This is a genomic window from Bifidobacterium eulemuris, from assembly GCF_014898155.1.
Classification (GTDB): domain Bacteria; phylum Actinomycetota; class Actinomycetes; order Actinomycetales; family Bifidobacteriaceae; genus Bifidobacterium; species Bifidobacterium eulemuris.
Genome location: NZ_CP062938.1, coordinates 862,549 through 883,028, shown reverse-complemented (window position 1 = coordinate 883,028; position 20,480 = coordinate 862,549). Strand labels below are relative to the sequence as shown.

Here is a 20,480-nt window from a genome sequence, read left to right as displayed (position 1 = left end):
GGAGTCGTGTTCGACGGGAACGGCGAACGACACGCATAAAGAATCACGAAACGGGGCATGTGGTGGCCGACCGTGGAAACGGAAACTCGGATTGGTGGACGCGGGCCGCGTGCCTGGGCATGGACACCGACCTGTTCTTCCCCGAACTGGGCGACACCATGGGCGGCGTTCGCGCCGCGTTGGACACGTGCAAAGACTGTCCCGTGAGCGTGGAATGCGGACGCTACGCCGATATGACGCGCGCCTGCGGCTATGCCACGTGCGGCGTGTGGGGCGGACGGCTCAGAAAACAGATACCGGACAAACGAAAGGAAACCGATGGGTGAGAACTGGACGATAGCGGCCAAGGTCGCGGTCGTGGTCGTGTTCATACAGGCGCTCGTGCTGAGCGTCGTGGGCGGCTACCTGCTGGCCGAGGCGAGCGTGCGACCCGCGCAGACGATGGGCGTGCATTCCACGGTCGTGGACGGTGTGGAATACACGTGCCTGACCGTCGAGGAGCCGAATTTCAAATGGCAGGACAACAGCGTCGCGGCGATGAGCTGCACGCCCGACGGGATTCTGGAAGGAGACGAACGATGAGCGGCTATGACGCGAAGATCTTCACGCGCGCGCAGCTCAGCAAGGCGATATCGCGCGCGTTGGACGACGGGATCTACGAGGCGGACTCGCTGGCCGACGCGGTGTACGACGGCGAACTCGGCACCTACACGGAGGTGCTGGAATGAGCATCGACCTGTACGTGCATAGGCCCGACCTGCCCGACGACACGGTGTCCACCCTCTGCAAGGAGGAGGATTACGGCGAATGGTCGGACGCCCGCCAGTTCGGCCGGCGCATCACCGTCAGCATCAACGACTACAGGCCGTGGGCCGACCACGGCTTGGACATCAAGGACTTGGACGGATTGACCGGCCAGCAGGCCGTGAACCGGATCCGTCCCGTGTTGGACGCGTGGCCCGCCACCAGCGTGCCCATCGCATTGCCGCGCGAAACGGCATGGTATCGGGACCATCATTCGCGTTCCGTGCTGGCCGAAATCGAAGCGGTGTGCCGGACGAATCCCGACTGGATCATCTTGGAGGAATCATGAACATCACGGAAAACGAGTTCGACGCGATCATGCAGCGTCTCCACGACGAAATGACCGAAAACGACGATGCGCAGATGAACGCCTGGCTGCGCATGGGCTTCTACATCTGTGAATACCGCGGTTACCCCGAAGAGACGTGGAACGACTGCGAGGACGAGCTGCGCGCGTCCATGCGCCGCATCCTCGACATGGAAGACGTGAAGGAGGAAGTGTGAGCGACGTGCTGTATCTCGACGCGATGAACTCCCGCGGCGTGTACGCGGACCTGAGGCGGCTCGGATTCCGCAAATCGCCGACGGGCGGTGTCATCTGGTATCTGCATCAACGGTTCTTCGGCATACCGGTGCGCCTCATCGCATGGGCGTACGTCTACGAAGACGGCAAATACGTCAGGATCACGAACGAGATGACCAGAGAACACAGAATCTTCTATCCGAGCGAACTCGAAGCGATCGACCATATCGAAATCAGGAAAGGCGGCGAATGATGGGCGACCCGGTCAACCATCCCGAACACTACGAACTGGGCCCGTTCGAATGCATCGAACTGTCCGGACTGTACGACTTCTGCCTAGGCAACGCGGTCAAATACGTGTGGCGGCACCGCCACAAGGGCCAGCCCATGCAGGACCTGAACAAGGCGTTGTGGTATCTGCGCCGGGAACGCATGCACGCCGGCCCGAACCTTCTCGCCTACATGCCGGAGGGCGGCTGCTCCGAAATGGCCGACAAGTTCGACATGTTGCGCGAATCCCATTGGGCCGGAGCCGACCGCTTCTGGACCGCGTTGGAGAACGACGACCTCGAAGCCTGCATCCAAGCGGTCGAACAGCTCATCAAGGAGGAATCATGACCAGTCCGATCGAAACGCTCGCCGAACAGGTCGCGGAGGAGCGCTATCCGGCGCAATACTGGCTGGGCCGTGAGCCGTCCGGCGACCGTCCGGGCAGGCTCCGCTACCTCGAGGGCGTCACCAGCGAGGACATGCGGGAGGCGTTCGTCCAAGGAGCCGTCTGGTGGGCGCGGCACGAGCCGACCAGTGAGGAGTTGGACGTCGCCGCGCTGGCGTTGTTCGTCGGAAACAACATCGGATTCGACGAGGACGACGGCAGGGGACTGTTCGAGCGGTTGCCTCTCTGGCGCGAAGGCTACCGCGTGCAAGCCGGACGCATCCTGCGGGCGGCGCGAAACACGCTTCTCAAGGAGGAATCATGAGACACCGTTACCGTCGCATCAGCCGCTGCCCCGACTGCGGGCGCAAACCCAAGGCCATGCTCAGAACCGTGTCCGTGGACACGATGGACATCCCGCCACGTGTGGAAAACGCATGGTGCTGGCGCATCGAATGCAGGTGCGGATTCAAAAAATGGATGCTCGTGACCCTCCTGCTGGCGAACTATGGCTTCGCGGAGATGATGGCCCGTTCCGAAGCGATGCGCGACAAAGCGATCCGCTACTGGAACATCTGGGTCACCGACGGAACGGGCGGCGCATTGCGCAGATGGAAGGAGTGGGCATGACCAGCATCTCGCAAACCGAAGCTAAAGAATACGTCAGTGGCTTGGAGGAATACTACGGCGACCTTGAGATCGCCTCGATGCAGGAGGCCTACGAGGCCGGCCGTCTCTCCGACCCGACCGACACTGAGGTGGAAGCCGCCGCCGAGGCGATGCACGATGCCACGGAATCGCTGACATGGCACGACTGCCGCGACCTCGCGCGCATAGCCCTCGCCGCCGCGCGAAAGGCGGTGGTGTGATGCAGGTGACCAGTGACGAAATCGATGTCGCGTTGAAGGAGCAGGCCGCGCACGCTTGGATGCACAGCGAGGACGGGCGTGCGTGGCGATGCGAGTGCGGGTGGACGTGCGAAAGCCGATTCAACGCGCACGAACTCCAGGAACGGCATCGGATGACGAAAATCCTCGAAGCCGTGAAGGACGTGGCGTGCGGGCCGGAATGCTCGGGCAGGGACGAACCGCACGAACTCATGCCATCCCTTGGCCCGTGGTGCGGCTGCTGCGGCACCATCGTCGAACCATGCGACCCGATCGACGGTTCGCCGGCTTGGGAATGCGAGACATGCCAGCAGGTCTGGCTCGAACAGGAGGAAGGATAATCATGAACGAACGGGACAAGCCGGAACGACTGCTCTGGCTGGATGTGGAGACCAGCGGACTCAACCCCGCCAAGCACCAGCTGCTGGAGGTCGGCATGACCGTCACCGACATGCAAGGCAACCGCGTCGAACACAAGGCCGACTATCGGGCCGTGCTCAACATTCCCAAATGGAAGGTCGGACTCGACGGCGACAACTTCTCATTGTGGGCGTTGCGCGCGCACATGGGCAACGGGCTGATCGACGAAAGCCTCGAACAGGGGAAGACGTTGGTCTCCGTGGCGAGCGACGCGCGCATGTGGCTTTCCGGCCATGCGGGGGAGACGCTGCATCCGGCGGGCACGAACGTGCAGTTCGACCTCGACTGGCTCAAACCCACCGGCATCCTCGACAACGTGAAACTGTCGCACCGCCGTTTGGACGTGACCGCGTTCCGCCTGGCCGACATCGCGCTCGAACGGGATCCGTACAATGACGCGCACCACACGACCCACCGCGTATCCGACTGCATCGAACGCGACCTGCGCGACTACAGGCATTATCTGGAAGCCCTCGGCGAACGATAACGCACGACCCGTTGCAGGACGCGTTGCGGATGGTATAGTGGTGGCCGAGATATTCAGCCATGGTCCCATTGCGGGGAGAGTCAAACACGCTCCAAACCGCGAAAGGACCCGTCTCTTGGCCACCACCTGCCCCAACTGCCATCGCGACAAACCCGACGAACACCGCGTCTGCGAACGATGCGAAACCAAGTTCACCGACGACCTCAAATGGCTGCAAGAGCATCTGCCGGACCTCGAATACCGGCTCAACAAGGCCAACAAGGACGAAGGCAAAGGTTCGGGCGGCGCAAGCCGCGCCAACGCGCCCTCCCCGGTACGCGAGAACATCTGGACGTACCTGTACGGCGTGGACGACAAAGGCAACGACGGCGTGGAGACCACACTGCGCGTCATCCTCCGCTGCCTCGGCAACCCCATGCATGACCGTATGGAACTCACCGACATGGTGCAGCTGATCGCCCAAGCGGCATGCGGATACGACTTCAGAGGCGGCGTGTTGGTGATCCTGCCGCCTAATATCACGCCGGCCATCCTCACCAGTCCCGCGTTCCCCGCGCACGTCGATGAGATCCACCGTCTTCGCGTCACCGGCCACCGGCTGCTCGACACGCGCGACGAGGAACACGTCATCCTCGGCCCCTGCGCCAACAGCGAATGCGGCATCCAACTCAGCGCCCCCATCGACGAACGTGAGGTCAAATGCCCCCGCTGCGGCAACGTGTGGACCGTAGGATACCTCACCCATCTGCGCGAACAACGCATCCTCAACAGCGGCATCACCGCCGGCCAGGCCCGCCTCATCGAACTATTGGCCGAAGTCGCCGGCCTCGCCGTCAACAAAAGCACCATGCGCAGCTGGGTCCACCGCAACCAGCTCAAACAGGCGGGGGAGGACGAATTCAGCAAGCCCGTCTACCGGCTCGCCGACGCGTACCAGCTCGCCACCAAGGATCGCAAGGAAAACGCGGGGGAGGAGAACACGAACCTCTGGAACCTCGTCAACGCCGAATGGAGGAATCACAATGAGAGGACCTCTACCGTCGAGGGATGACATCGAATCAGACGCATACAAGCCGCTGGGCCACGTCAACGACCTCATCGAGGAAGTGATGGAACTATATCCAAACACCATGCGCCTGCTCGCCCACGACGACGGCCCATACCTCCCGGAACCGCACGGTCCGAACCCGCACGTCATCCACGGATTCAAATACTCCGCGAACTGCGAGGTCACGTATCAACGCTGGCATGCGATCCGCATGAAAGGCACGATCAACGAGGGCGACGAAATCATATACCGCATCGACTATCCGGACGTGAACCGGCTTGATCCACGAGACCTTGAATGGCGACGCGGCATCCTCCACGCAAGCTACGAATACAGCTGCGACTGCTGCGACGACGACGTGCTGTTCACCGGCTGGTGGCTCGAAAGCCACGCCCCGCACTATTCGCAGTACATCCAAGACGCGATACTCCCGAATAACCGCATACGCCCGCTCGACGGACCCTTGCGCGTGGCCGCGATCATCCACCCGCCCGAAACCGGCTGGTGTTGCACGCCGGACGGGCCGAGGGAAACCGTCGGCTTCGAAATCACGGAAGTCAATCACGAACTCATACGCGAACTCTACGGAAAGGACAACGACCGATGACGGACGGCCACTACAGCGTCATCACGAACTTCGGATGCCATTGGAAATGCCCCTACTGCGTGGTCAAAACCACCGGCATCGACGTGCCCGAAACCGACATGAACGAGACGACACGAACCATCGAACGCCTCCTGCCGAACATGCGGTTCCTCAGCTTCAGCGGCGGCGGCGACCCGTTGTGGCGCATCGACGACGAACGGCGCGCATGGTACCGGCGAATCACCGAACAATGCAAACAGAAAGGCGTGGCAACCGAAATGCACACCAGCATGATCGCGGCCCCGCACCTCCTGCACGCTGGCACGCCGGACGAACCCATGTTCGACCGCATCGTCTACCACATCCGCCACGAACGCCTCATACCCCGCATCCAACGCATCCAAGGCACGGCCAACCGTGTGGTGTTCGTCGTCGCACCAGATTTCACACCCGACCGCATCGACCGCATCGACCGCATGTGCTCGGGCGTTCAGAACGTGGACGAACTCAGCTTCAGACAGATGATAAACCCCGACTACAGCATCGATCGCACCTGCGAGGACCATCTGCTCGAAGGACATGGGAAACGCTGGCATTACATCACACAAGGCGACTACAACACGTACATTCTCAACGACCAGACAGCCGACACCTACGAATCACTCAGGAGAACCGCATGAACGTCAGCAAACCCAGCAAGCACCGGTGGCAGCCACAGATCATGCCGCACATGAACACGATCCTCGACGGCGACTTCGCCATCCGCGACGGTAAGGTCACGTGCACGAACCCGCGCGCCCTCAGCGTCGAAACCGACGATCCACGATGGTGGGTCAAAGAAACGGCCGAACTCATCTGCCGAGAATACTACGAATCCGCACGAGCCGCCGGATCCCATCGGCGCTGGAAGCAAGCGGTGGAACGCGAATCCGCGCTCCGCATGCGACTGGCCAAACTCGAGAAGCATCCCCTCGGCACCAGTCCCGTCGAACTCGAAATAGACCGTCATGCCGTCATAGGCACCAGTTTCCCCGGCTTCCACGGCATCAACGCCGGAATCACCGAAACCCTCACCGGCACCATCCACTATCTAAACCCCAACGGCATAGATTACGAACCCGACACCACCATCACCATTCCGATCAAATCCATAATCATCCGAAACCACGAAATCGAGGACTACTGATGGCGGGCATCTTCGCGAACTATTGGCGTAGCGTCCTCGGCTTGCCGTTCGACCCGGAAGGAGCAAGCATGAACGGCACCATCGAAGCCGAAAACATCCTCGACCTGAGCGAACCGCCGAAAAACACCATGTCATACCATCTCAACAGGCTCGGCTTCGAGCCTGACCAGAGGCTCGGCTGGTGGGAGATGCGCCGCGGAATCCTCAACAGGATACAAGCCGAAGCGCACGTCGAATGCAGTGCGTGGACGGCGTCCGACATCGTGAAAATCTTCAACCTGCGCAACGGCGTGACCGCGATCCTCACTCTCGAACAACTCGCCGAAATCGACTCGATCAAACTCGCCTGAGTATGACAACGCCACGATAGAACGCCACGCCACCGGCCTCTATTGTTCCTTTTTGACGTTTTGGAACAATAGAGGCCGTTTTCAACGGTTCAAACGCTCTCGCAAATGGTCGAAGAACAACGGGTCGCCCAACTGTTCGACCGTGGGCGCGACACCGCTCAGTTCGATCAACTCCGTCGCATCCTCAGGCCACACACGCCCATCAGGCAACACGCCCTCGGACACGCGCACGTCGAACGGATCCACCACGCCCTCGATAATCCCATCACACATGGGATCGAATGATACTAGACAAGAGAGCCGCCCATAAGGACGGCTCTCCGATTGTTCCCACAAACCAATTAACAACCAATCACTTTTCGGCCGTTTCGGCCAGCAACGCGTCGATCTCCGCGACACGCTCCAACAACCTTGCGCGCTCGGCACGCAACGCCGTCACGTCGGGCGCGTTCGACACCAGCTCATACAAGCCAGTGTCCACGCCCTCCAACACGCTCGCGGGCAGACCACGCGCCTCCAACACGATACCCTCCGTATCGCCGACGCTGGGATTCTTCGCGGAGCCGCCGCTATCCCCGAACCGGCCCTCGACCACGACCACACCCACGGCGAAATGAACCGGCCTGTCACGATCCGTGCGCCACACCAACCGCCTGTCGCCGACACGGATCTCACCCGCATGATAGAAATCCTCGGCCTTGAACCGCACATCAACCAACTCACCCTCACCGGCCGCGCCGGAGGAGGGCGTGTATCCGAAATACTTCGCCGCGATCCGCTCCACACGTTCCATGTCGCGCTTGTCGAACGCCCACGCGCGCCGGCCCGAATCCCATTTCCCGCCCATCTGGCGGCAGTCCTTCACACACTCCGCGTCGTACGGACTGTACAGCAGCACCTTGTCGCCGTCGGCGACCACATTCACATCGACCATGACCCACTCCAATCAGTCAAGCCCGCGGCCATCACCGGCCACGGGCGGCGGAAAGAACAAAACCCACGATGGGCGACCCGCGCGAACGGCGGAAGCCCACGACTAAGAAACGGGCGGAGCCCGAAGACCCCGCCCGACAATGCCACGACCATTCACCATAGCACTCATATAGTTTCGATCCACGCCCGCCTTACGGCGGGCGACACGCGCCCAAGGCTCACGCCCCGAACGTCGCAGATGCACCGCTACATGTACTTGGCATCCTATTTCGATCCACTCGCAAGGAAAGTCGCCCCTCCTTGCGAGACAGCCGGGCGGAGTCCGAGGACCCCGACCGGCGGCGATAAACATATCGTCTATCAGCATGCCTCACGTATGTTTTCGATCCACTCGCAGGAAAGTCACCCCTCCCTGCGAGACAACCAGTCGGAATCCGAGAATCCCATCCGGCATGACACACGCTTCCGCAATGTATAATCCTTAATTTCGATCCGCTCACAGGGGAGTCGCCTCCCCTATGAGACATTCGGTCAAAACCGAATCGGCAACACCGGTGGCGTCGCTTTTTCCATTTCGATCCGCACACGGCCGAAACCGTGAGACATTGGACGGCCGAAACCATCCAAACCACACTATAGCACACGTTGCAACAAACGTTGCGCAAGCATGCGAGACACCAGACAACGGCCTAGACCCTGCTGCAGCCCGACAGTCCAACGCTCTAACAGCGGCTCCTCCAATTGCCTCGACCGGCACGCCAGCCATTGCTCAAATCATCCATGACCGCCTCGGTCTTCGTGTCGAACATGCCTCCATACCGGTAACTGAACCGCTGCTCACCGATGCCATACTTCACGCCGTCATCCGAATTCACGAACCACACGCGGCGGAACTTAATGTCATCACCGCCATCCTCATACGGGCCAAGACGGGGAACTCTTTCAATCAGATCGAAGCGCTCCGCCATATTCCACGCGCTGCGAACATCATCCACCGACACACCGCACTCGTTGGCAATCTCCACAAACGACAACATTTCGTAACCCTTTCATTTATTCGCACGCCTCAATGCGCGCTCCAACTTCGCGTGAGCCTCGCACAGGCCACGCGACTTCACCGGCCTGTCGCAGCCGCGCTCGCGGCACGTCACATTATGCTTCGCATACCAGGCGGACGGGGCGATGCCGTGATGATGCCTCATATGGTTCGACAGGTTGCCCAACCGTTCGCCGCAGATCGGACACGGCCACCCATCCGGAACGTCGCCCGGAACACGGTACATCGACTGGCCGTAATGGCGGTTGCAGTAGTCGCCGCACTCCCTAGGACGGATGCAGCCGGACACCGCGCACATGCCGCTAACAGGCGCTGTACGAGCCATCGTCGCACCCCTTGCACAGCCAGCAGGGCAACCCGCTCATATCATGCGCCTGATGGGCACCGTGGCGGCCGCACGAATCGCAGCGATGCCCCTTACGGCGGGTGGGATAGCGGCGGCGTTCCTCCCGCTTGGGATAGCCGAACACGTATTCGACGCCATCCCTGCCGGTGAACGGCTTGCTGTATCCGGTGACCTCCACGATCTGCGTGTCGCCGTTGGCCTTTTGGACGGTGAATTCGCTTTCGCCCGCCTCCTCATAGTTGTCCCGCATCCGACGCGGAATGCGGATGATCCAGTCGCCGTCGCGCCCTTTGGCCCATGTGCAACGCGAATCGTTTCCCATGAGAGACTCCTTTCCTTTGTTTCCTCAATGAAGTGCCATGCGCGTCAAGGCATGGCAAGCCCCGTAAAACCGTCCGTCGCACCATTCAAGCCGTGCCAGCGAAGTCCCCGGACAAAGGAAAGGCGGACACGATACTATCGCATCCGCCCCGAAGAAAGCAAACCAACGCCACGTCACAAGCGGCGCAAATCCTCCTCATCCTGCTCTTCCAATTCGCGCAGCACCTGCCGCTCGGCATCCCAATCGTCCGCGTCACGCACATGCTTGGCCTTCCAACGATTGTTCAACGTCTTTTTCACACCCTGATCCAAATGGGACAGCTGTAACTGCAACGTGCCGCGCGTCTGACGATACTCGACGCCCAACGGCGTCTCCACACGCTTGAACTCGCCCTCACCGGCCCTGTTCGTCGTGACCGACACGACATGACCCCACGGGTCAGTGGCCGTCACGGTCGGATACGCCACACGATTGTCGTACGGCTCATTCAACTCCGACAAATCGTATTCCAGCTTCGGCAACGCCTCCACACGACGCATCTCGAAACCGTTGTCATCAAGAATCACGAACATAAGAAACACCTCCATAGTGCAAGCCGTCCGACACGCAAACACGCGTCGAACGGCAATCAGCAATCACAAACCCCACAAGCGTGGGGAACACTATGCGACCCGAAGAATCGACACACATCTTCAAGGGGTCATCCCCGCGTGAGCGGGGAACACATGTATTCCTACATCATATCGGGGTCATCCCCGCCAAGGCGGGGAGCACCATGTAACCCAACATGTTCAGGGGTTCATCCCCACAAGTGCGGGGAACACCACGTAATCCCAATTTTTCAATGGGTCATCCCCACTCGCGTGGGGAACAGGTACCAGCAACGCTACCACCAGGCGCGAGGACACGCCAAACCGGCATCACAACAGACGATACGACGTATCCGCCACGCCCAGATACCGGTCGGCCTGCTCCTCCCACTCGTCGCGATGATCGTCCAACCATTCCTCGACAAGCTCGGCGGGCATGTCGGGAACGTCAAGCACGGCCACGCCCTCCAGCCGCTGCTCATACCACACTTTGACACGCATCACCGCACCTCCTAATCGTTCATGTTCAACTGCAAGCTCATTTCGGTGAGCTGCATGCACACGCCCAGCTCGGTCATCAGATTGACCGCGCCGGACCAATTACCCGCATCCCACCTATGCCGAAACAGATCGGCTCGCTCGACGGCATCCGAGACGCCCTGCCCGGCCAGCCAGTCCGCCAACGGGAACTTGGCGCACCCGCATGCACTCGGCACCGGCATCACCGCATAATCCTCGCCGTCAGCCGACCAGAACCTCAGCTGGGCATCGCAGCTCCACCCGTCCGCCAGCAACCCCAGCAGACAATCCGCATCACCATGCACATCAGCCATTTTCGACCACTCTTCCTTTCCTAAACGATCTCAACATCGACGGGCAGCATGTCCGCCGGCAGCACGTCGCCACGCCACCTGACCATGACATACATCCAGCTCGCGAAACCAAGCCGCGCATGATTCGCGTCGCGCACGACATCACGCAGCCAGTCCAACCACAAGCGGGGGAGACGTACGCGCCGCCACCGTTCACGATTGTTCATAACATCGAACCCGACGTAACGGTAAAATCTTTCACGCCTTAACATCAGCGAACCTCCTTTCGCGCGCAATCCACACACCGGAACACACCCAACGAATCCATCTCACTGCATTCAACGCACAGGAACCGCTTGCATTCCACGCATTCGCAACAGCCGTTCCACTCCAATCCGTCATCCTCGCGAACGACTCGGGAACACCGGTCACACGCCAAACACTCCATAAGACACTCCTTAACCAATGAGGGCCACGCCCACGCGCGACCCTCGAACCAATAAACAACGAAACGGTCAACGTTTCACCAGATGGCAGTCATCCACCCAATCAGGCCAATCAGGCAAATCAAGCGCCGCAGATGACGCGATATCATCCACGGTCAACTCGCCGGCCTCATACTCGGCGGCCAACACCGGCGGCACCAACACCTCAGCGCCCGTCACCCCGTTCACCAGCCAATACCGTTCCTCACCCACGTATTCGCCCTTGAACCAGTGCGCGAAAACGCTCTCGCCCCTGCCGCACACGGCGCAATAGAAATTGCCAACCAAACCACACTCGACACGCGCGGGAACATCCCCGCACATTTCCGTCTCGACAGCTATCTCAGACATAGCCAAAATCCTTTCAGAACAACGCCTCGGCGACGGCCTTGCACGGCAAATCCACCGAAGCCACCAGCGAATCCAACAACGCCGCCGTGGTGGACGGCAACGCCTTGCGAATCCGCCGCACGTTCGACTCGGTGGTCGCGAATCCCGCCCGCTCCAAAGCGTTCACGATGCTCACATCCGTAACGACAATGTTCGCCATGGTCACACCCTCGCCTTCAGCTCACGCGCCCGCCTCTCGGCAAGCATGTCCACATGCTCAAGCCACAACGACAGGCGACACAACACGTCACGCTCACAAGCGCGTTTCCGCGGCTCGGCAAGCACCCGCCACCAACGGTAGGCATCCAACACGGCACGCCACGACGAACGACAGAACGCAAGCAGATGATCGCAATTGAGGACCGAATAGCCACCACGCCCATCCCTGAGCACGAGGACACCATTCAATTCGTCACCGAACACGCAGACGCGCTCCACGTCGTACTCATTGCAGAAACCGCACCTGCCATAGGTCAGCTCTTCGCAACCATCACCGCACACGCGGCAATACAGCATATCGTCTTCCATCTTTCACGCTCCCAACTCGAAACCAATGGAACGAACGTAATCGGCCACGCGGGCCTCTAATTCAGCGTCGCCGCCCGTGTACGTCTCACGCCACGCGACAACACACCTGCCATCGTCATGCGCGACATACACCAGCTTGCGGCCCCTCGCGTCCCGGAAATGCTTCGGACGTTTCAGCCCCGCAAGCTGAGGCAGCTCTTTGGCCGGAATCATGGCCGGCACCGTGCAACGAACAGCCGCCCTACCGTTAACCGTGGGCGGCACTTCGGGAATCTCAGCCGTCACCGGCTCAGGCTCAACAACAACGGCAGCATCAGGCGCGCCACGCAACCGGCCAACGTCGCTGATGTCGCCAACGACATCGTTCACGTCGATCACCCACCGCGCCGGCACCTCATACGCCACCGTATCCGCGCTGGGCTGCACAATCTCAGCCGCAAGATACGTCCAGCCGCCGCTCTCACACGTGGAACCCGACAACAACGCGTCGGGAAACGGCAGCTTGGGTAACGCCTGGAACTGCTTGCTGAACCCGTCGGGCTGCTGCACGCACGACCATCCTTGTGAACGCAGCACCGCAAGATAACCGGCGAACCCATATTCCTTCAGCTCATTCGTGAGCGCGCCGCGCACGTCCCGCCACTCATAGCTATCGAAATTGTCGAACAGTTCCCAAAGCTCAGAACGCTTGTCGGAACCGTTGTCACGCGCCCACAACACGCGCGTATTGCCGGGATTAACCCAAAAACCGGTCTTGACAACCATCAGCAACTCCCATCATCATTGGCCGTCGTGTAAAACACGCAATCGGGGTCCTCACGTATGAACGAGTCGGTCAGACGACGGTCCAAAGCGTCCACGCCGCCCGTGTTGTACAGCCGGCACCACTCGCCGGCCTCATCGGGACGATTCCCGTCCAGCATGTACACCGTCGCAGCCCACTCGGGCTCAGGCTCGAAAGCGGCCAGATAATCATCCTCACGGACATAGCCCCAGTCCCCAAGACGGTAGATGCCCTCGCACGGCTCGAAACCGCCACGCCGCGCCAACGGATACAGCCGGGCGTCAACACGCCCAACCATCTCCTCCACCATTTGTTCCGTCAAAACCATGACCGCTCCCTCTCATTTAATCGACACGCGCCATTTCGCGCGCCCATACCGTTCCACGCCCACCGTGTGGCCGTGCGCCTCAGCGTATGAGGCGTAGGCCACGGCCACAGGCAAACCCGACACCACAACCGACTCAGGCAGCATCACGCATACCCCCTATCGTCGGCCTCGGTGCCGAACGCGCCGGTCTCCGACAAGTACGTCGCCTCAGCCCACTCAGGCTCACCGGCGAACGCCCCATCCCACTCGGCCTCGGTCACATACCCGCCGAAAAACCCGCCAATCCGATACACCCACTCGCACGGTTCGAAACCACCGAACCGCGACACCGGCATCAGACGCGAGTCCACACGCTCCACCATCGCCTGAACCACTTCGGGCGCGACAGCCTCGCAACCATCATCGTCAAGCTCAGAAGCCGACATAAGCCATCTCCTCCTCACGCATGGCACGCCACGCGGCCACAAGCTCACCATCCCCGTAATGACGGCCACCGACATCCCACCCCTCATACAGGGCGCGATTATGGAAATTCAAATCAGACCGCATGAGCGGCAGCACGAACCCGCGCGACTCGGCCGAACGATGCCAATTCTGGTCGAACCGGTCAGCGTCCACCCAAGCGTCACGCTCTTGTTTGGAATCGAACACGCGCACGCTGCACACCGGCGAGTTATCCTCGCTGTGGCGCACGCCCACACCAAACGGCCAATACGCCGCATACCAACACCTGGCCATCTCACACCTCGTTTTCCTCGTAGTAGGCCCGACATTGGGCCACCGTCGTAAAAGGACTGCTGCCGTCCGCTACGGACGCCTCGCAATAATCGGCCGCGCCGACAACACCCGACGCGGCGAGAACAAGAAAGGCGACGGCCATCACAGCCGCCGCCACCAACGTCTGACGATCGGACACGCTCACCACGCCCAACCGTCCACCGGCACACCGTCCACAAGCACATAGGACGCGCCCGCACCGTTGCCCATCGTCAAACCATCCCAATAGCACACCGGCATATAATCGCCGGTGGCCGGGTCTGAACCATCCTCGAACACGCACGCCGGAATCCCCGCAGCCGAAGGCGACGACGCCACCGGCTCAGGCTCAGGCGCGGGTTCCGGAACCGCCGGCTCAACGACGACGGGCGCGGCAACCGGCGCGGACCCCACCACCGGCGCGGGTGCGGGCATCAGCGAATCCACCAACGCCTGAACCTCGTCGTACCGGTCCCCAAGCGCGTCCCTACGCGCCTGACCATTCCCGTACTCGCCGCGAATCACAGCCGCCGCCAATTCCTCAACGGACGGCACCGGCGCGGGTTCCGGCTCCGGCGCGGGCGCGGGCTCCGACACCGGTTCAGGTTCAGGTTCCGGCGCGGGTTCCGGCTCGGGTGCGGGAGCCGCCACCACCGGTTCAGACACCACCGGCCCCGACGCGTCAGCCTCGCCGCACGCGGCAACCGACACCACCAACGACAGCGCCACAACAGCGCCAACGAATCTACGCATGATTACACTACCCCCTAGCAGATAGACGGATTGATCAGAATGTTTGTTTGGAATAACGCCCGAACGGGCAAAGCGGGGTGCGAAGCGCCCCGCGACGCTACAGACGGTCAGTCGTCAGATTCCTGACCGAAATACCGGTAGCCGGATACGGCGTACAGCACGTCACACATGGTGTCCTCGCTGAAGCCGTTGATATCCGTCACCACTTGCAAAGTCTGCTCAGACACGCCGTACCGTTCGCGCAGTGCGTCCCACATGTCCTCTTTGGTCATGATTACCTCACTTCCTTGTGAGGCGTGATAGAATCTACCACGCCTCAAAACTTGTATTCGCATTCAGTTTTCAGGGCAAACACAACGCGGCTAGAGGTACCAGCTCTAGCCGCGTTATTCATTCACCCCACAGTGCGCCCCACGTCCCATAAAGAGACCCGAAGCGCCAAAGGGCACACACAACCTACTCAGTAGGCTTGTTTTCTTTTGGACTCTCCATAGAGTCCTCAACAAGTTTGCGCGGATTACTGACCCGCAAGGCGTCGCAAATCTTAAGCGACGTGCCTAACGTCATATTCTCAGCCGGAATCGCACCAATCTCGTAGGCGCTAATGCGTCCGCGAGTGGTGCCGACACGTTCGGCTAGCTGCTGTTGGGTCAGTCCGCGTTTCTCTCGCAATTCCCTAAGTCCCATATCATTCCCACCTCACTATGTCAGGTGGGAACAATCATACCCAGTATCAAACTCATTCACGCGCGGGCCAATTCCATGGCGGAAACCGCGCAACCTTAACCACTCAGCAAGCGTTCAACGTCCCGACCGGTGAGGATGCCGGCCGACACCGAAGCAGTCGCTTGCGTCTCTGTGATATCCACTGTTCAGTTCTCAAGCTTTGGGACCGTCTGCCTCCGACTCTCTCACCGTCTGAGGTGTCCCGTTCCGTTTGGCTGTCTGCCTTGCGGTAATTACGACTATACACGCTACAGTACTGTAGCGCAAGCTGAGACTGAGAAACGTTGCAAACACTGGCATCTATCGGCGTGTCGCAACACAAAAACGCGACGCGAGACAGACGGATAGGGCGACGTGGATAGGCGAGACAGATAGCCAGGGCGACGATCACGGCAGACGGCACACAGACACGCATAGACGGCGCATAGACGCGCTTACAGAGACTGACACGCACACAGAGGCAGACAGAGGCGCAAGCACGCTCACAGAGGCGCACGCGAGGGCGTATAGAGAGATAACGATAACCAATATCGGTAAGAACAGCCACGATAAAGAGAATCGTTATCAATAACGGGGTGGGGGAGGCTCCCCCCGGGTGTTCGGACCGAGGCCGCTGTGCCTCTGGTTCTGACGCTGAATGCGTTCCCCAGACTTTTTGAGCTATCCGTCACATGTCAAAAACCGGGCGTTCGGCGATCTATTCCATGCAACGTAACTCGCCTATATTGTGCAACGTTTGCGGCAACACGGTTCCTGAGTACGCTTACGCTTGTCGGATGTTGATGGGATGGCGTAGCGGTCGTATCAATGTTCTTCGGCTTGGTAGCTCAGATGGCTAGAGCATTCCCCTCGTAAGGGTTGTGTCGCGGGTTCGAGTCCCGCCCTTGCCTCGATAGGCGTGTATCTGCTCGTCGCGGGAACGGCGGGCGGACGCGTCGAGTGCCGGCCTTGCCCTGTCGAAGGGGCGTGGGTTTCCTAAAGTTGACAGCCTTGGTGCAACTGGCGCGTAATACGGGGCGGGCCTTCCGGTCGGCGCGACACAATAAGTGGGCCGGAATGCACTGGTGGCGTAATGGTAGCGTCTCAGCCTTCCAAGCTGATGGTGCGGGTTCGATTCCCGCTCGGTGCTCTGCCCGTCTGCCTAGTTGCAGAACTGGGTCTCCTGGGTCGCCGCGGCGATCCTTGCATTAGCTCATCCACGGGTTGTGGAGGGAGTCTCTGGCATCGTCTTTTGGGCGGTGCCTGTATGCCGGTGGTCCAGTGGTAGGATGGCGGTCTCCAAAACCGCAAGCGGGAGTTCGATTCTCTCTCGGTGTGCTCTTGGATGGTTGGCAGAGTGGTTTAATGCGGCATCTTGCTAAGGTGCTGACGCTTCGGTGTCCGCGAGTTCAAATCTCGCACCGTCCGCTTGGGATTGGCCGGTGAATCAACAACGGAATAACGTGTGGTTCGTCAGCGGCCGGCCGGTCCTGTTTATGTGCGCGCCCTTGTGCCCATGTCTCTCGATATCCCATTGTTCCATTTCTGTTGACGGTGGAGCCGGGCGCGCATGTTCTTAAAGGGGTGGTTATGGCGTGGTCGAGCAGTCGTCGTAAGGAGCGGTTCGACCCGTCGTGGCCGCGCACCCGTCAGATGATCTTGGAACGGGATGGCTGGCGGTGCCAGTGGCCCGTCAAGGATGAGTTCGGGGTGGAGAGCAAATGCTTGGCCCCGTCGAATGAGGTGGACCACAAGGAGCGTGCCGAGAACGGTATGCCTGATGATGATTCGCCTGAGAACCTGTGGGCGTTGTGCCACTGGCATCATTCGTATAAGACGGAGTTGGAGTCGGCCGACGCGCGCGCTAAGTATCGTGAGCGTCGGAAGGAGAAGCGATGGTATTCTCACCCGGCCTTCCTCTGATGTGCGGTGTCGCCGGTTGCGGCGGTCCGGTGTGTTCCAAAGGCTTGTGCAGGCGTCACTACGATATGGCGCGCAGGAACGGCGCGCCTGTTGAGTTGTCTCGCCAGCGGTTGTGCGCCGCCTGTCATCAGTGGTTCGAGCCGAAGCGTTCCGACCAGTTGTATTGCTCGCATCGTTGCAGGCAGCGGTATTTGCGGTTGAACAGGATGGATGCGGAACGGTATCCGAAGAATCCTCGCACGAAGCTGTTCGTCGCGCCTGTGAGCGCCGCGAGCGTGGATGGCGCGCCGGTGGTGGTGGAGCCGTTCACGGACATGCAGGTGTTCGACCGTTCCGATGGTTTGTGCGCCGTGTGCGGTGGTGCCATCGATGTTGAGGTTGATGTGTTCGATCCGGATGGCTTGTCTTCGCAGTGGCTTGTGCCGGTCGATATGGGAGGGGTGCCGGCGTTGTCGAATCGTGTGCCGGTGCATAGGCGTTGCAAGGGAGGTGTGTCCGATGGCAGGAAACGGAAGAAAGTCGAAGAAGGGCGCGATTCCCGTGCTGAGAAGCGACGGTGAGAAACGCGGCCCTAATCTGCCGTCCACGCGGCCTGACGGAGAGGAATGGTTGGAGCGCACCGTCAAGGAGTATGAGGCGTGGCGGACGAGTCCGCAGGCGCAGCGTATGGGCACCGAACCGGACTGGTATGCGCTGCAGGATCTGATGTTCATCAAGGATCTCTTCTATAGGCGTCCTAGCGCCATTCTGGCTTCGGAGATTCGCATGCGCGAGGCGTTGTTCGGTGGCAGTCCGGCCGCGCGTCAGGCGTTGAAGTTCGATGCGCCGCAGCCTGACGATATGGCCGCGTCCACTGGATTGTCGGACACTCAGGGCGCTCGTAACGAGCGTGTGAACCATGTGCGCGCCGCCGCGTTGGGATTGAGGGTCGTTAACGGAGGTGGCTGATGCATGACCGCATTCCGAACCTTCAAGGCGAGGAACTGTCTCGTTCGATGGGTTGGTTTGCGGTCTGGTGGATCGAGACGTTCTTCCGTGTTGGGCGCGGTGGCGGCGTGGGTTTGCCTGAACGGTTCGACATGGACGAGACGGTGTTCATGCTGAACGCCTACGCGCTGACCAAAACGGGTTCACGCCGGTTCAACCGTGTGTTCTATTCGCGTGCCAAGGGCAAGAACAAAAGCGGTAAGGCTGCGGGCACCGCGGCTTTCGAGGGTCTTGCCCCGTGCAGGTTCGACCATTGGGCCGAAGAGGGCGAGACGTACGAGTTTCTAGGGGAAACATACCATTACCGTCCTGGCGAGCCGGTGGGTCGTATGGTGCAGATGCCCGAGATCATCTGCTTGGCGACCGCCGAGGGGCAGACGGGCAACATCTTCGATTCGATCTACTACAACTGCGACGAAGGCCCGTTGAGCCAGCTCAAGGGCGTCGGCTTGGACGTGGGGCGCACCCGCATCGGTCTGCCGGAGGGCGGCGAGATCATTCCGTCCACGTCCGGCGCGGCGTCGAAGGACGGCGGCTTGGAGACGTTCGCTTGCTGTGACGAAACGCACCTGTACAACACTCCGAAGCTGCGCAACATGTACAAGACGGTGCAACGCAACCTTGGCAAGCGTAAGGGCGATGCCGACCCGTGGATATTGGAGACATCCACCATGTACCGGCCGGGTGAGGATTCCGTGGCCGAATCCTCGTACAAGTACGCTTGGGACACCGCGTCGGGCAAGGTCAGGCATCGTTCGGGCATCTACTTCGACCATGTGTACGCGAACCTCGACATCGAGGATTTCGCCGACGAGAAGAAAACGTTGCGGGCCTTGCAGGTCGCGTACGGCGCTTCGGCGAAAAGCGATGACGGGAAGGATTATCTGATTCTCCCCGACGGGCGCATGACCGTGTTGGATGAGAACGGTTTCGACGCCGAGGGGCATTCGTATTGGGATGGCGAGCTTGGCCCGTCGAAGGACGGGTGGATCGACCTGAACGGGCAGATGGACCAGATCTATCAGCCGGACTCCGATCCGGCCGATTCCATCCGCTACTACATGAACAACCTTTCCAGCGTGCACGACTCATGGCTCACGGAGTCCGACATCCAATCGCACCTGCTGTACAGGGACGAGATGAGCGCAGCTCAGTCGAACTTCAAGCTCGACGACGCTTGGCAGTCCATCATCTCTCCGAAGGAGCCCATCACGTTGGGCTTCGATGGTTCCGTGTCGGACGATTCAACCGCGTTGGTCGGATGCAGGGTGAAGGACGGGATGCTGTTCCTCATCAAACTGCAGCAGTGTCCTGACGGGCCGGAGAAGGCTACATGGCGTGTGGACCGTGATTCATTCGACGGGAAGGCGCGTTGGATGCTTGAGCATTACAACGTGGTCGGTTTCTTCGCCGACGCCGCCCGTTTCGAGAGCATGATCGGCGGCTGGGAGTCGGACTACGACAAACAGCTCAAGATCGGTCCGCGCAAGAGCGGCGACAAGATCAAGTTCTGGACGAACAGTTGGACGCATGACATGCACCGCGCGTTGGAGAACGCGCACACCGGCTTCCGCTACCCGTACGAGAAGCCGACCGGACCGCACGTCAAGGGCGATATAGCGCTTCTGGCGGACCCGCGGCTGGTGAACCATTTCCGTAACGCGCGCCGCCGCGAACGCAGCTTCGGCTATCTCATCTTCAAGGAGACGCCGAACAGTCCCGACAAGATCGACGCGTGCATGGCGGGCGTGCTCGCCTACCACGCGCGATGCAAGTACTTGGAACTGGCCGAGGAAAAAGCGAAACCGAAGGCAGCGCCGCGAAGGCTCTACTAG

Annotated in this window: 42 protein-coding genes and 3 tRNA genes; 23 read left to right on the top strand and 22 right to left on the bottom strand. The window is 60.5% G+C overall.

Features of this window, described 5'->3' with window-relative positions; translation table 11 throughout:
• Positions 1-62: 62 nt before the first annotated feature.
• The 17 genes from BE0216_RS03985 (at position 63) to BE0216_RS03905 (ending at position 6,946) form a co-directional block, all read left to right on the top strand.
• The gene (locus BE0216_RS03985; protein WP_158217206.1) at positions 63-326 is read left to right on the top strand and encodes a WhiB family transcriptional regulator; all 264 of its coding nucleotides are present in this window, start codon (positions 63-65) and stop codon (positions 324-326) included.
• Complete coding sequence (locus BE0216_RS03980) at positions 319-582, top strand: hypothetical protein (protein ID WP_094636822.1); 264 nt, start codon at positions 319-321, stop codon at positions 580-582. The genes BE0216_RS03985 and BE0216_RS03980 overlap by 8 nt, the downstream gene beginning before the upstream one ends.
• Positions 579-728, top strand: coding sequence for a hypothetical protein (locus tag BE0216_RS03975; protein ID WP_158217207.1), 150 nt, complete (start codon positions 579-581; stop codon positions 726-728). Before BE0216_RS03980 ends, BE0216_RS03975 begins: the two co-directional genes overlap by 4 nt.
• Positions 725-1,093 carry a hypothetical protein gene (locus BE0216_RS03970; protein ID WP_094636823.1) on the top strand — a complete coding sequence of 123 codons (369 nt, stop codon included), beginning with the start codon at positions 725-727 and terminating at the stop codon, positions 1,091-1,093. The genes BE0216_RS03975 and BE0216_RS03970 overlap by 4 nt, the downstream gene beginning before the upstream one ends.
• Positions 1,090-1,308, top strand: coding sequence for a hypothetical protein (locus BE0216_RS03965; protein ID WP_094636824.1), 219 nt, complete (start codon positions 1,090-1,092; stop codon positions 1,306-1,308). Before BE0216_RS03970 ends, BE0216_RS03965 begins: the two co-directional genes overlap by 4 nt.
• Complete coding sequence (locus BE0216_RS03960; RefSeq protein WP_094636825.1) at positions 1,305-1,580, top strand: hypothetical protein; 276 nt, start codon at positions 1,305-1,307, stop codon at positions 1,578-1,580. The genes BE0216_RS03965 and BE0216_RS03960 overlap by 4 nt, the downstream gene beginning before the upstream one ends.
• On the top strand, positions 1,577-1,945 hold the full coding sequence (locus tag BE0216_RS03955) for a DUF3310 domain-containing protein (protein WP_211279922.1): 369 nt from the start codon (positions 1,577-1,579) through the stop codon (positions 1,943-1,945). Before BE0216_RS03960 ends, BE0216_RS03955 begins: the two co-directional genes overlap by 4 nt.
• A complete protein-coding gene (locus BE0216_RS03950; protein WP_094636827.1) occupies positions 1,942-2,307 on the top strand; it encodes a hypothetical protein in 366 nt (121 codons plus the stop codon). The genes BE0216_RS03955 and BE0216_RS03950 overlap by 4 nt, the downstream gene beginning before the upstream one ends.
• Positions 2,304-2,612 (top strand): hypothetical protein, encoded by a 309-nt coding sequence (locus tag BE0216_RS03945; RefSeq protein ID WP_094636828.1) that lies wholly within the window; start codon positions 2,304-2,306, stop codon positions 2,610-2,612. Before BE0216_RS03950 ends, BE0216_RS03945 begins: the two co-directional genes overlap by 4 nt.
• Positions 2,609-2,851: a hypothetical protein gene (locus tag BE0216_RS03940; RefSeq protein ID WP_094636829.1), complete on the top strand. Its 243-nt coding sequence runs from the start codon at positions 2,609-2,611 to the stop codon at positions 2,849-2,851. The genes BE0216_RS03945 and BE0216_RS03940 overlap by 4 nt, the downstream gene beginning before the upstream one ends.
• Entirely contained in the window at positions 2,848-3,210 is a 363-nt protein-coding gene (locus tag BE0216_RS03935; protein ID WP_143249299.1) for a hypothetical protein, read from the top strand. Before BE0216_RS03940 ends, BE0216_RS03935 begins: the two co-directional genes overlap by 4 nt.
• Positions 3,211-3,212: 2 nt before the next feature.
• Positions 3,213-3,776: a 3'-5' exonuclease family protein gene (locus BE0216_RS03930; RefSeq protein WP_094636831.1), complete on the top strand. Its 564-nt coding sequence runs from the start codon at positions 3,213-3,215 to the stop codon at positions 3,774-3,776.
• 115 nt (positions 3,777-3,891) lie between these two features.
• Positions 3,892-4,827, top strand: coding sequence for an MJ0042-type zinc finger domain-containing protein (locus tag BE0216_RS03925; RefSeq protein WP_094636832.1), 936 nt, complete (start codon positions 3,892-3,894; stop codon positions 4,825-4,827).
• Positions 4,799-5,431, top strand: a complete 633-nt coding sequence (locus BE0216_RS03920; protein WP_094636833.1) for a hypothetical protein — start codon at positions 4,799-4,801, stop codon at positions 5,429-5,431. The genes BE0216_RS03925 and BE0216_RS03920 overlap by 29 nt, the downstream gene beginning before the upstream one ends.
• Positions 5,428-6,090, top strand: coding sequence for a hypothetical protein (locus BE0216_RS03915; protein ID WP_094636834.1), 663 nt, complete (start codon positions 5,428-5,430; stop codon positions 6,088-6,090). The genes BE0216_RS03920 and BE0216_RS03915 overlap by 4 nt, the downstream gene beginning before the upstream one ends.
• Positions 6,087-6,596, top strand: a complete 510-nt coding sequence (locus BE0216_RS03910) for a hypothetical protein (protein WP_094636835.1) — start codon at positions 6,087-6,089, stop codon at positions 6,594-6,596. The genes BE0216_RS03915 and BE0216_RS03910 overlap by 4 nt, the downstream gene beginning before the upstream one ends.
• 68 nt (positions 6,597-6,664) lie before the next feature.
• Positions 6,665-6,946 carry a hypothetical protein gene (locus BE0216_RS03905; RefSeq protein WP_143249301.1) on the top strand — a complete coding sequence of 94 codons (282 nt, stop codon included), beginning with the start codon at positions 6,665-6,667 and terminating at the stop codon, positions 6,944-6,946.
• 81 nt (positions 6,947-7,027) lie between these two features.
• Here BE0216_RS03905 and BE0216_RS03900 read toward each other — a convergent pair whose 3' ends face one another.
• The 21 genes from BE0216_RS03900 to BE0216_RS03805 form a co-directional block, all read right to left on the bottom strand.
• Positions 7,028-7,219, bottom strand: coding sequence for a hypothetical protein (locus tag BE0216_RS03900; protein ID WP_143249302.1), 192 nt, complete (start codon positions 7,217-7,219; stop codon positions 7,028-7,030).
• 79 nt (positions 7,220-7,298) lie between these two features.
• Complete coding sequence (locus tag BE0216_RS03895) at positions 7,299-7,880, bottom strand: hypothetical protein (protein ID WP_094636837.1); 582 nt, start codon at positions 7,878-7,880, stop codon at positions 7,299-7,301.
• Between the two features lie 721 nt (positions 7,881-8,601).
• Positions 8,602-8,916: a hypothetical protein gene (locus tag BE0216_RS03890; RefSeq protein WP_094636838.1), complete on the bottom strand. Its 315-nt coding sequence runs from the start codon at positions 8,914-8,916 to the stop codon at positions 8,602-8,604.
• Between the two features lie 12 nt (positions 8,917-8,928).
• Positions 8,929-9,261 carry a hypothetical protein gene (locus tag BE0216_RS03885; RefSeq protein ID WP_143249303.1) on the bottom strand — a complete coding sequence of 111 codons (333 nt, stop codon included), beginning with the start codon at positions 9,259-9,261 and terminating at the stop codon, positions 8,929-8,931.
• The gene (locus BE0216_RS03880; RefSeq protein WP_094636839.1) at positions 9,239-9,604 is read right to left on the bottom strand and encodes a hypothetical protein; all 366 of its coding nucleotides are present in this window, start codon (positions 9,602-9,604) and stop codon (positions 9,239-9,241) included. Before BE0216_RS03880 ends, BE0216_RS03885 begins: the two co-directional genes overlap by 23 nt.
• Positions 9,605-9,777: 173 nt before the next feature.
• Entirely contained in the window at positions 9,778-10,176 is a 399-nt protein-coding gene (locus tag BE0216_RS03875) for a hypothetical protein (protein ID WP_094636840.1), read from the bottom strand.
• A 348-nt stretch (positions 10,177-10,524) separates the two neighbouring features.
• Positions 10,525-10,698: a hypothetical protein gene (locus BE0216_RS03870; RefSeq protein ID WP_158217208.1), complete on the bottom strand. Its 174-nt coding sequence runs from the start codon at positions 10,696-10,698 to the stop codon at positions 10,525-10,527.
• 8 nt (positions 10,699-10,706) lie between these two features.
• Complete coding sequence (locus tag BE0216_RS03865) at positions 10,707-11,027, bottom strand: hypothetical protein (protein ID WP_094636841.1); 321 nt, start codon at positions 11,025-11,027, stop codon at positions 10,707-10,709.
• Positions 11,028-11,047: 20 nt separating this feature from the next.
• Complete coding sequence (locus BE0216_RS03860) at positions 11,048-11,278, bottom strand: hypothetical protein (protein WP_094636842.1); 231 nt, start codon at positions 11,276-11,278, stop codon at positions 11,048-11,050.
• Positions 11,279-11,521: 243 nt separating this feature from the next.
• On the bottom strand, positions 11,522-11,842 hold the full coding sequence (locus BE0216_RS03855; RefSeq protein ID WP_094636843.1) for a hypothetical protein: 321 nt from the start codon (positions 11,840-11,842) through the stop codon (positions 11,522-11,524).
• 13 nt (positions 11,843-11,855) lie between these two features.
• On the bottom strand, positions 11,856-12,041 hold the full coding sequence (locus BE0216_RS03850; protein ID WP_094636844.1) for a hypothetical protein: 186 nt from the start codon (positions 12,039-12,041) through the stop codon (positions 11,856-11,858).
• A gap of 2 nt (positions 12,042-12,043) precedes the next feature.
• Positions 12,044-12,409, bottom strand: a complete 366-nt coding sequence (locus tag BE0216_RS03845; protein WP_143249304.1) for a hypothetical protein — start codon at positions 12,407-12,409, stop codon at positions 12,044-12,046.
• A 3-nt stretch (positions 12,410-12,412) separates the two neighbouring features.
• A complete protein-coding gene (locus BE0216_RS03840; RefSeq protein WP_094636846.1) occupies positions 12,413-13,174 on the bottom strand; it encodes a hypothetical protein in 762 nt (253 codons plus the stop codon).
• Positions 13,174-13,491, bottom strand: a complete 318-nt coding sequence (locus BE0216_RS03835) for a hypothetical protein (RefSeq protein ID WP_226805692.1) — start codon at positions 13,489-13,491, stop codon at positions 13,174-13,176. The genes BE0216_RS03840 and BE0216_RS03835 overlap by 1 nt, the downstream gene beginning before the upstream one ends.
• A gap of 42 nt (positions 13,492-13,533) precedes the next feature.
• Complete coding sequence (locus tag BE0216_RS12075) at positions 13,534-13,668, bottom strand: hypothetical protein (RefSeq protein WP_264299044.1); 135 nt, start codon at positions 13,666-13,668, stop codon at positions 13,534-13,536.
• Positions 13,665-13,946, bottom strand: coding sequence for a hypothetical protein (locus BE0216_RS03830; protein ID WP_094636848.1), 282 nt, complete (start codon positions 13,944-13,946; stop codon positions 13,665-13,667). Before BE0216_RS03830 ends, BE0216_RS12075 begins: the two co-directional genes overlap by 4 nt.
• Positions 13,933-14,259, bottom strand: coding sequence for a hypothetical protein (locus BE0216_RS03825; protein WP_094636849.1), 327 nt, complete (start codon positions 14,257-14,259; stop codon positions 13,933-13,935). Before BE0216_RS03825 ends, BE0216_RS03830 begins: the two co-directional genes overlap by 14 nt.
• Position 14,260: 1 nt before the next feature.
• A complete protein-coding gene (locus BE0216_RS03820) occupies positions 14,261-14,437 on the bottom strand; it encodes a hypothetical protein (protein ID WP_158217209.1) in 177 nt (58 codons plus the stop codon).
• A 2-nt stretch (positions 14,438-14,439) separates the two neighbouring features.
• Positions 14,440-15,030: a hypothetical protein gene (locus tag BE0216_RS12185; protein ID WP_094636851.1), complete on the bottom strand. Its 591-nt coding sequence runs from the start codon at positions 15,028-15,030 to the stop codon at positions 14,440-14,442.
• A gap of 107 nt (positions 15,031-15,137) precedes the next feature.
• Positions 15,138-15,302, bottom strand: coding sequence for a hypothetical protein (locus BE0216_RS03810; protein WP_158217210.1), 165 nt, complete (start codon positions 15,300-15,302; stop codon positions 15,138-15,140).
• Positions 15,303-15,486: 184 nt separating this feature from the next.
• On the bottom strand, positions 15,487-15,717 hold the full coding sequence (locus BE0216_RS03805) for a helix-turn-helix transcriptional regulator (protein WP_094636852.1): 231 nt from the start codon (positions 15,715-15,717) through the stop codon (positions 15,487-15,489).
• A 1,097-nt stretch (positions 15,718-16,814) separates the two neighbouring features.
• On the opposite strand from BE0216_RS03805, the gene BE0216_RS03800 reads away from it, so the two are divergent.
• The 4 genes from BE0216_RS03800 (at position 16,815) to BE0216_RS03785 (ending at position 17,658) form a co-directional block, all read left to right on the top strand.
• A tRNA-Gly gene (locus tag BE0216_RS03800) sits at positions 16,815-16,885 on the top strand.
• 117 nt (positions 16,886-17,002) lie between these two features.
• A tRNA-Trp gene (locus tag BE0216_RS03795) sits at positions 17,003-17,073 on the top strand.
• Positions 17,074-17,078: 5 nt separating this feature from the next.
• A tRNA-Ser gene (locus tag BE0216_RS03790) sits at positions 17,079-17,163 on the top strand.
• A 162-nt stretch (positions 17,164-17,325) separates the two neighbouring features.
• Entirely contained in the window at positions 17,326-17,658 is a 333-nt protein-coding gene (locus BE0216_RS03785; protein ID WP_094636853.1) for an HNH endonuclease, read from the top strand.
• 127 nt (positions 17,659-17,785) lie between these two features.
• Here the strand turns inward: BE0216_RS03785 and BE0216_RS03780 are convergent, their stop codons facing one another.
• Positions 17,786-17,974, bottom strand: coding sequence for a hypothetical protein (locus BE0216_RS03780; RefSeq protein WP_094636854.1), 189 nt, complete (start codon positions 17,972-17,974; stop codon positions 17,786-17,788).
• A gap of 182 nt (positions 17,975-18,156) precedes the next feature.
• Between BE0216_RS03780 and BE0216_RS03775 the strand changes: the two genes are divergently transcribed.
• Together BE0216_RS03775 and BE0216_RS03770 are read left to right on the top strand one after the other, a co-directional pair.
• Entirely contained in the window at positions 18,157-18,606 is a 450-nt protein-coding gene (locus tag BE0216_RS03775; protein WP_169714264.1) for a phage terminase small subunit, read from the top strand.
• Between the two features lie 47 nt (positions 18,607-18,653).
• Positions 18,654-20,480 carry a hypothetical protein gene (locus BE0216_RS03770; protein WP_226805691.1) on the top strand — a complete coding sequence of 609 codons (1,827 nt, stop codon included), beginning with the start codon at positions 18,654-18,656 and terminating at the stop codon, positions 20,478-20,480.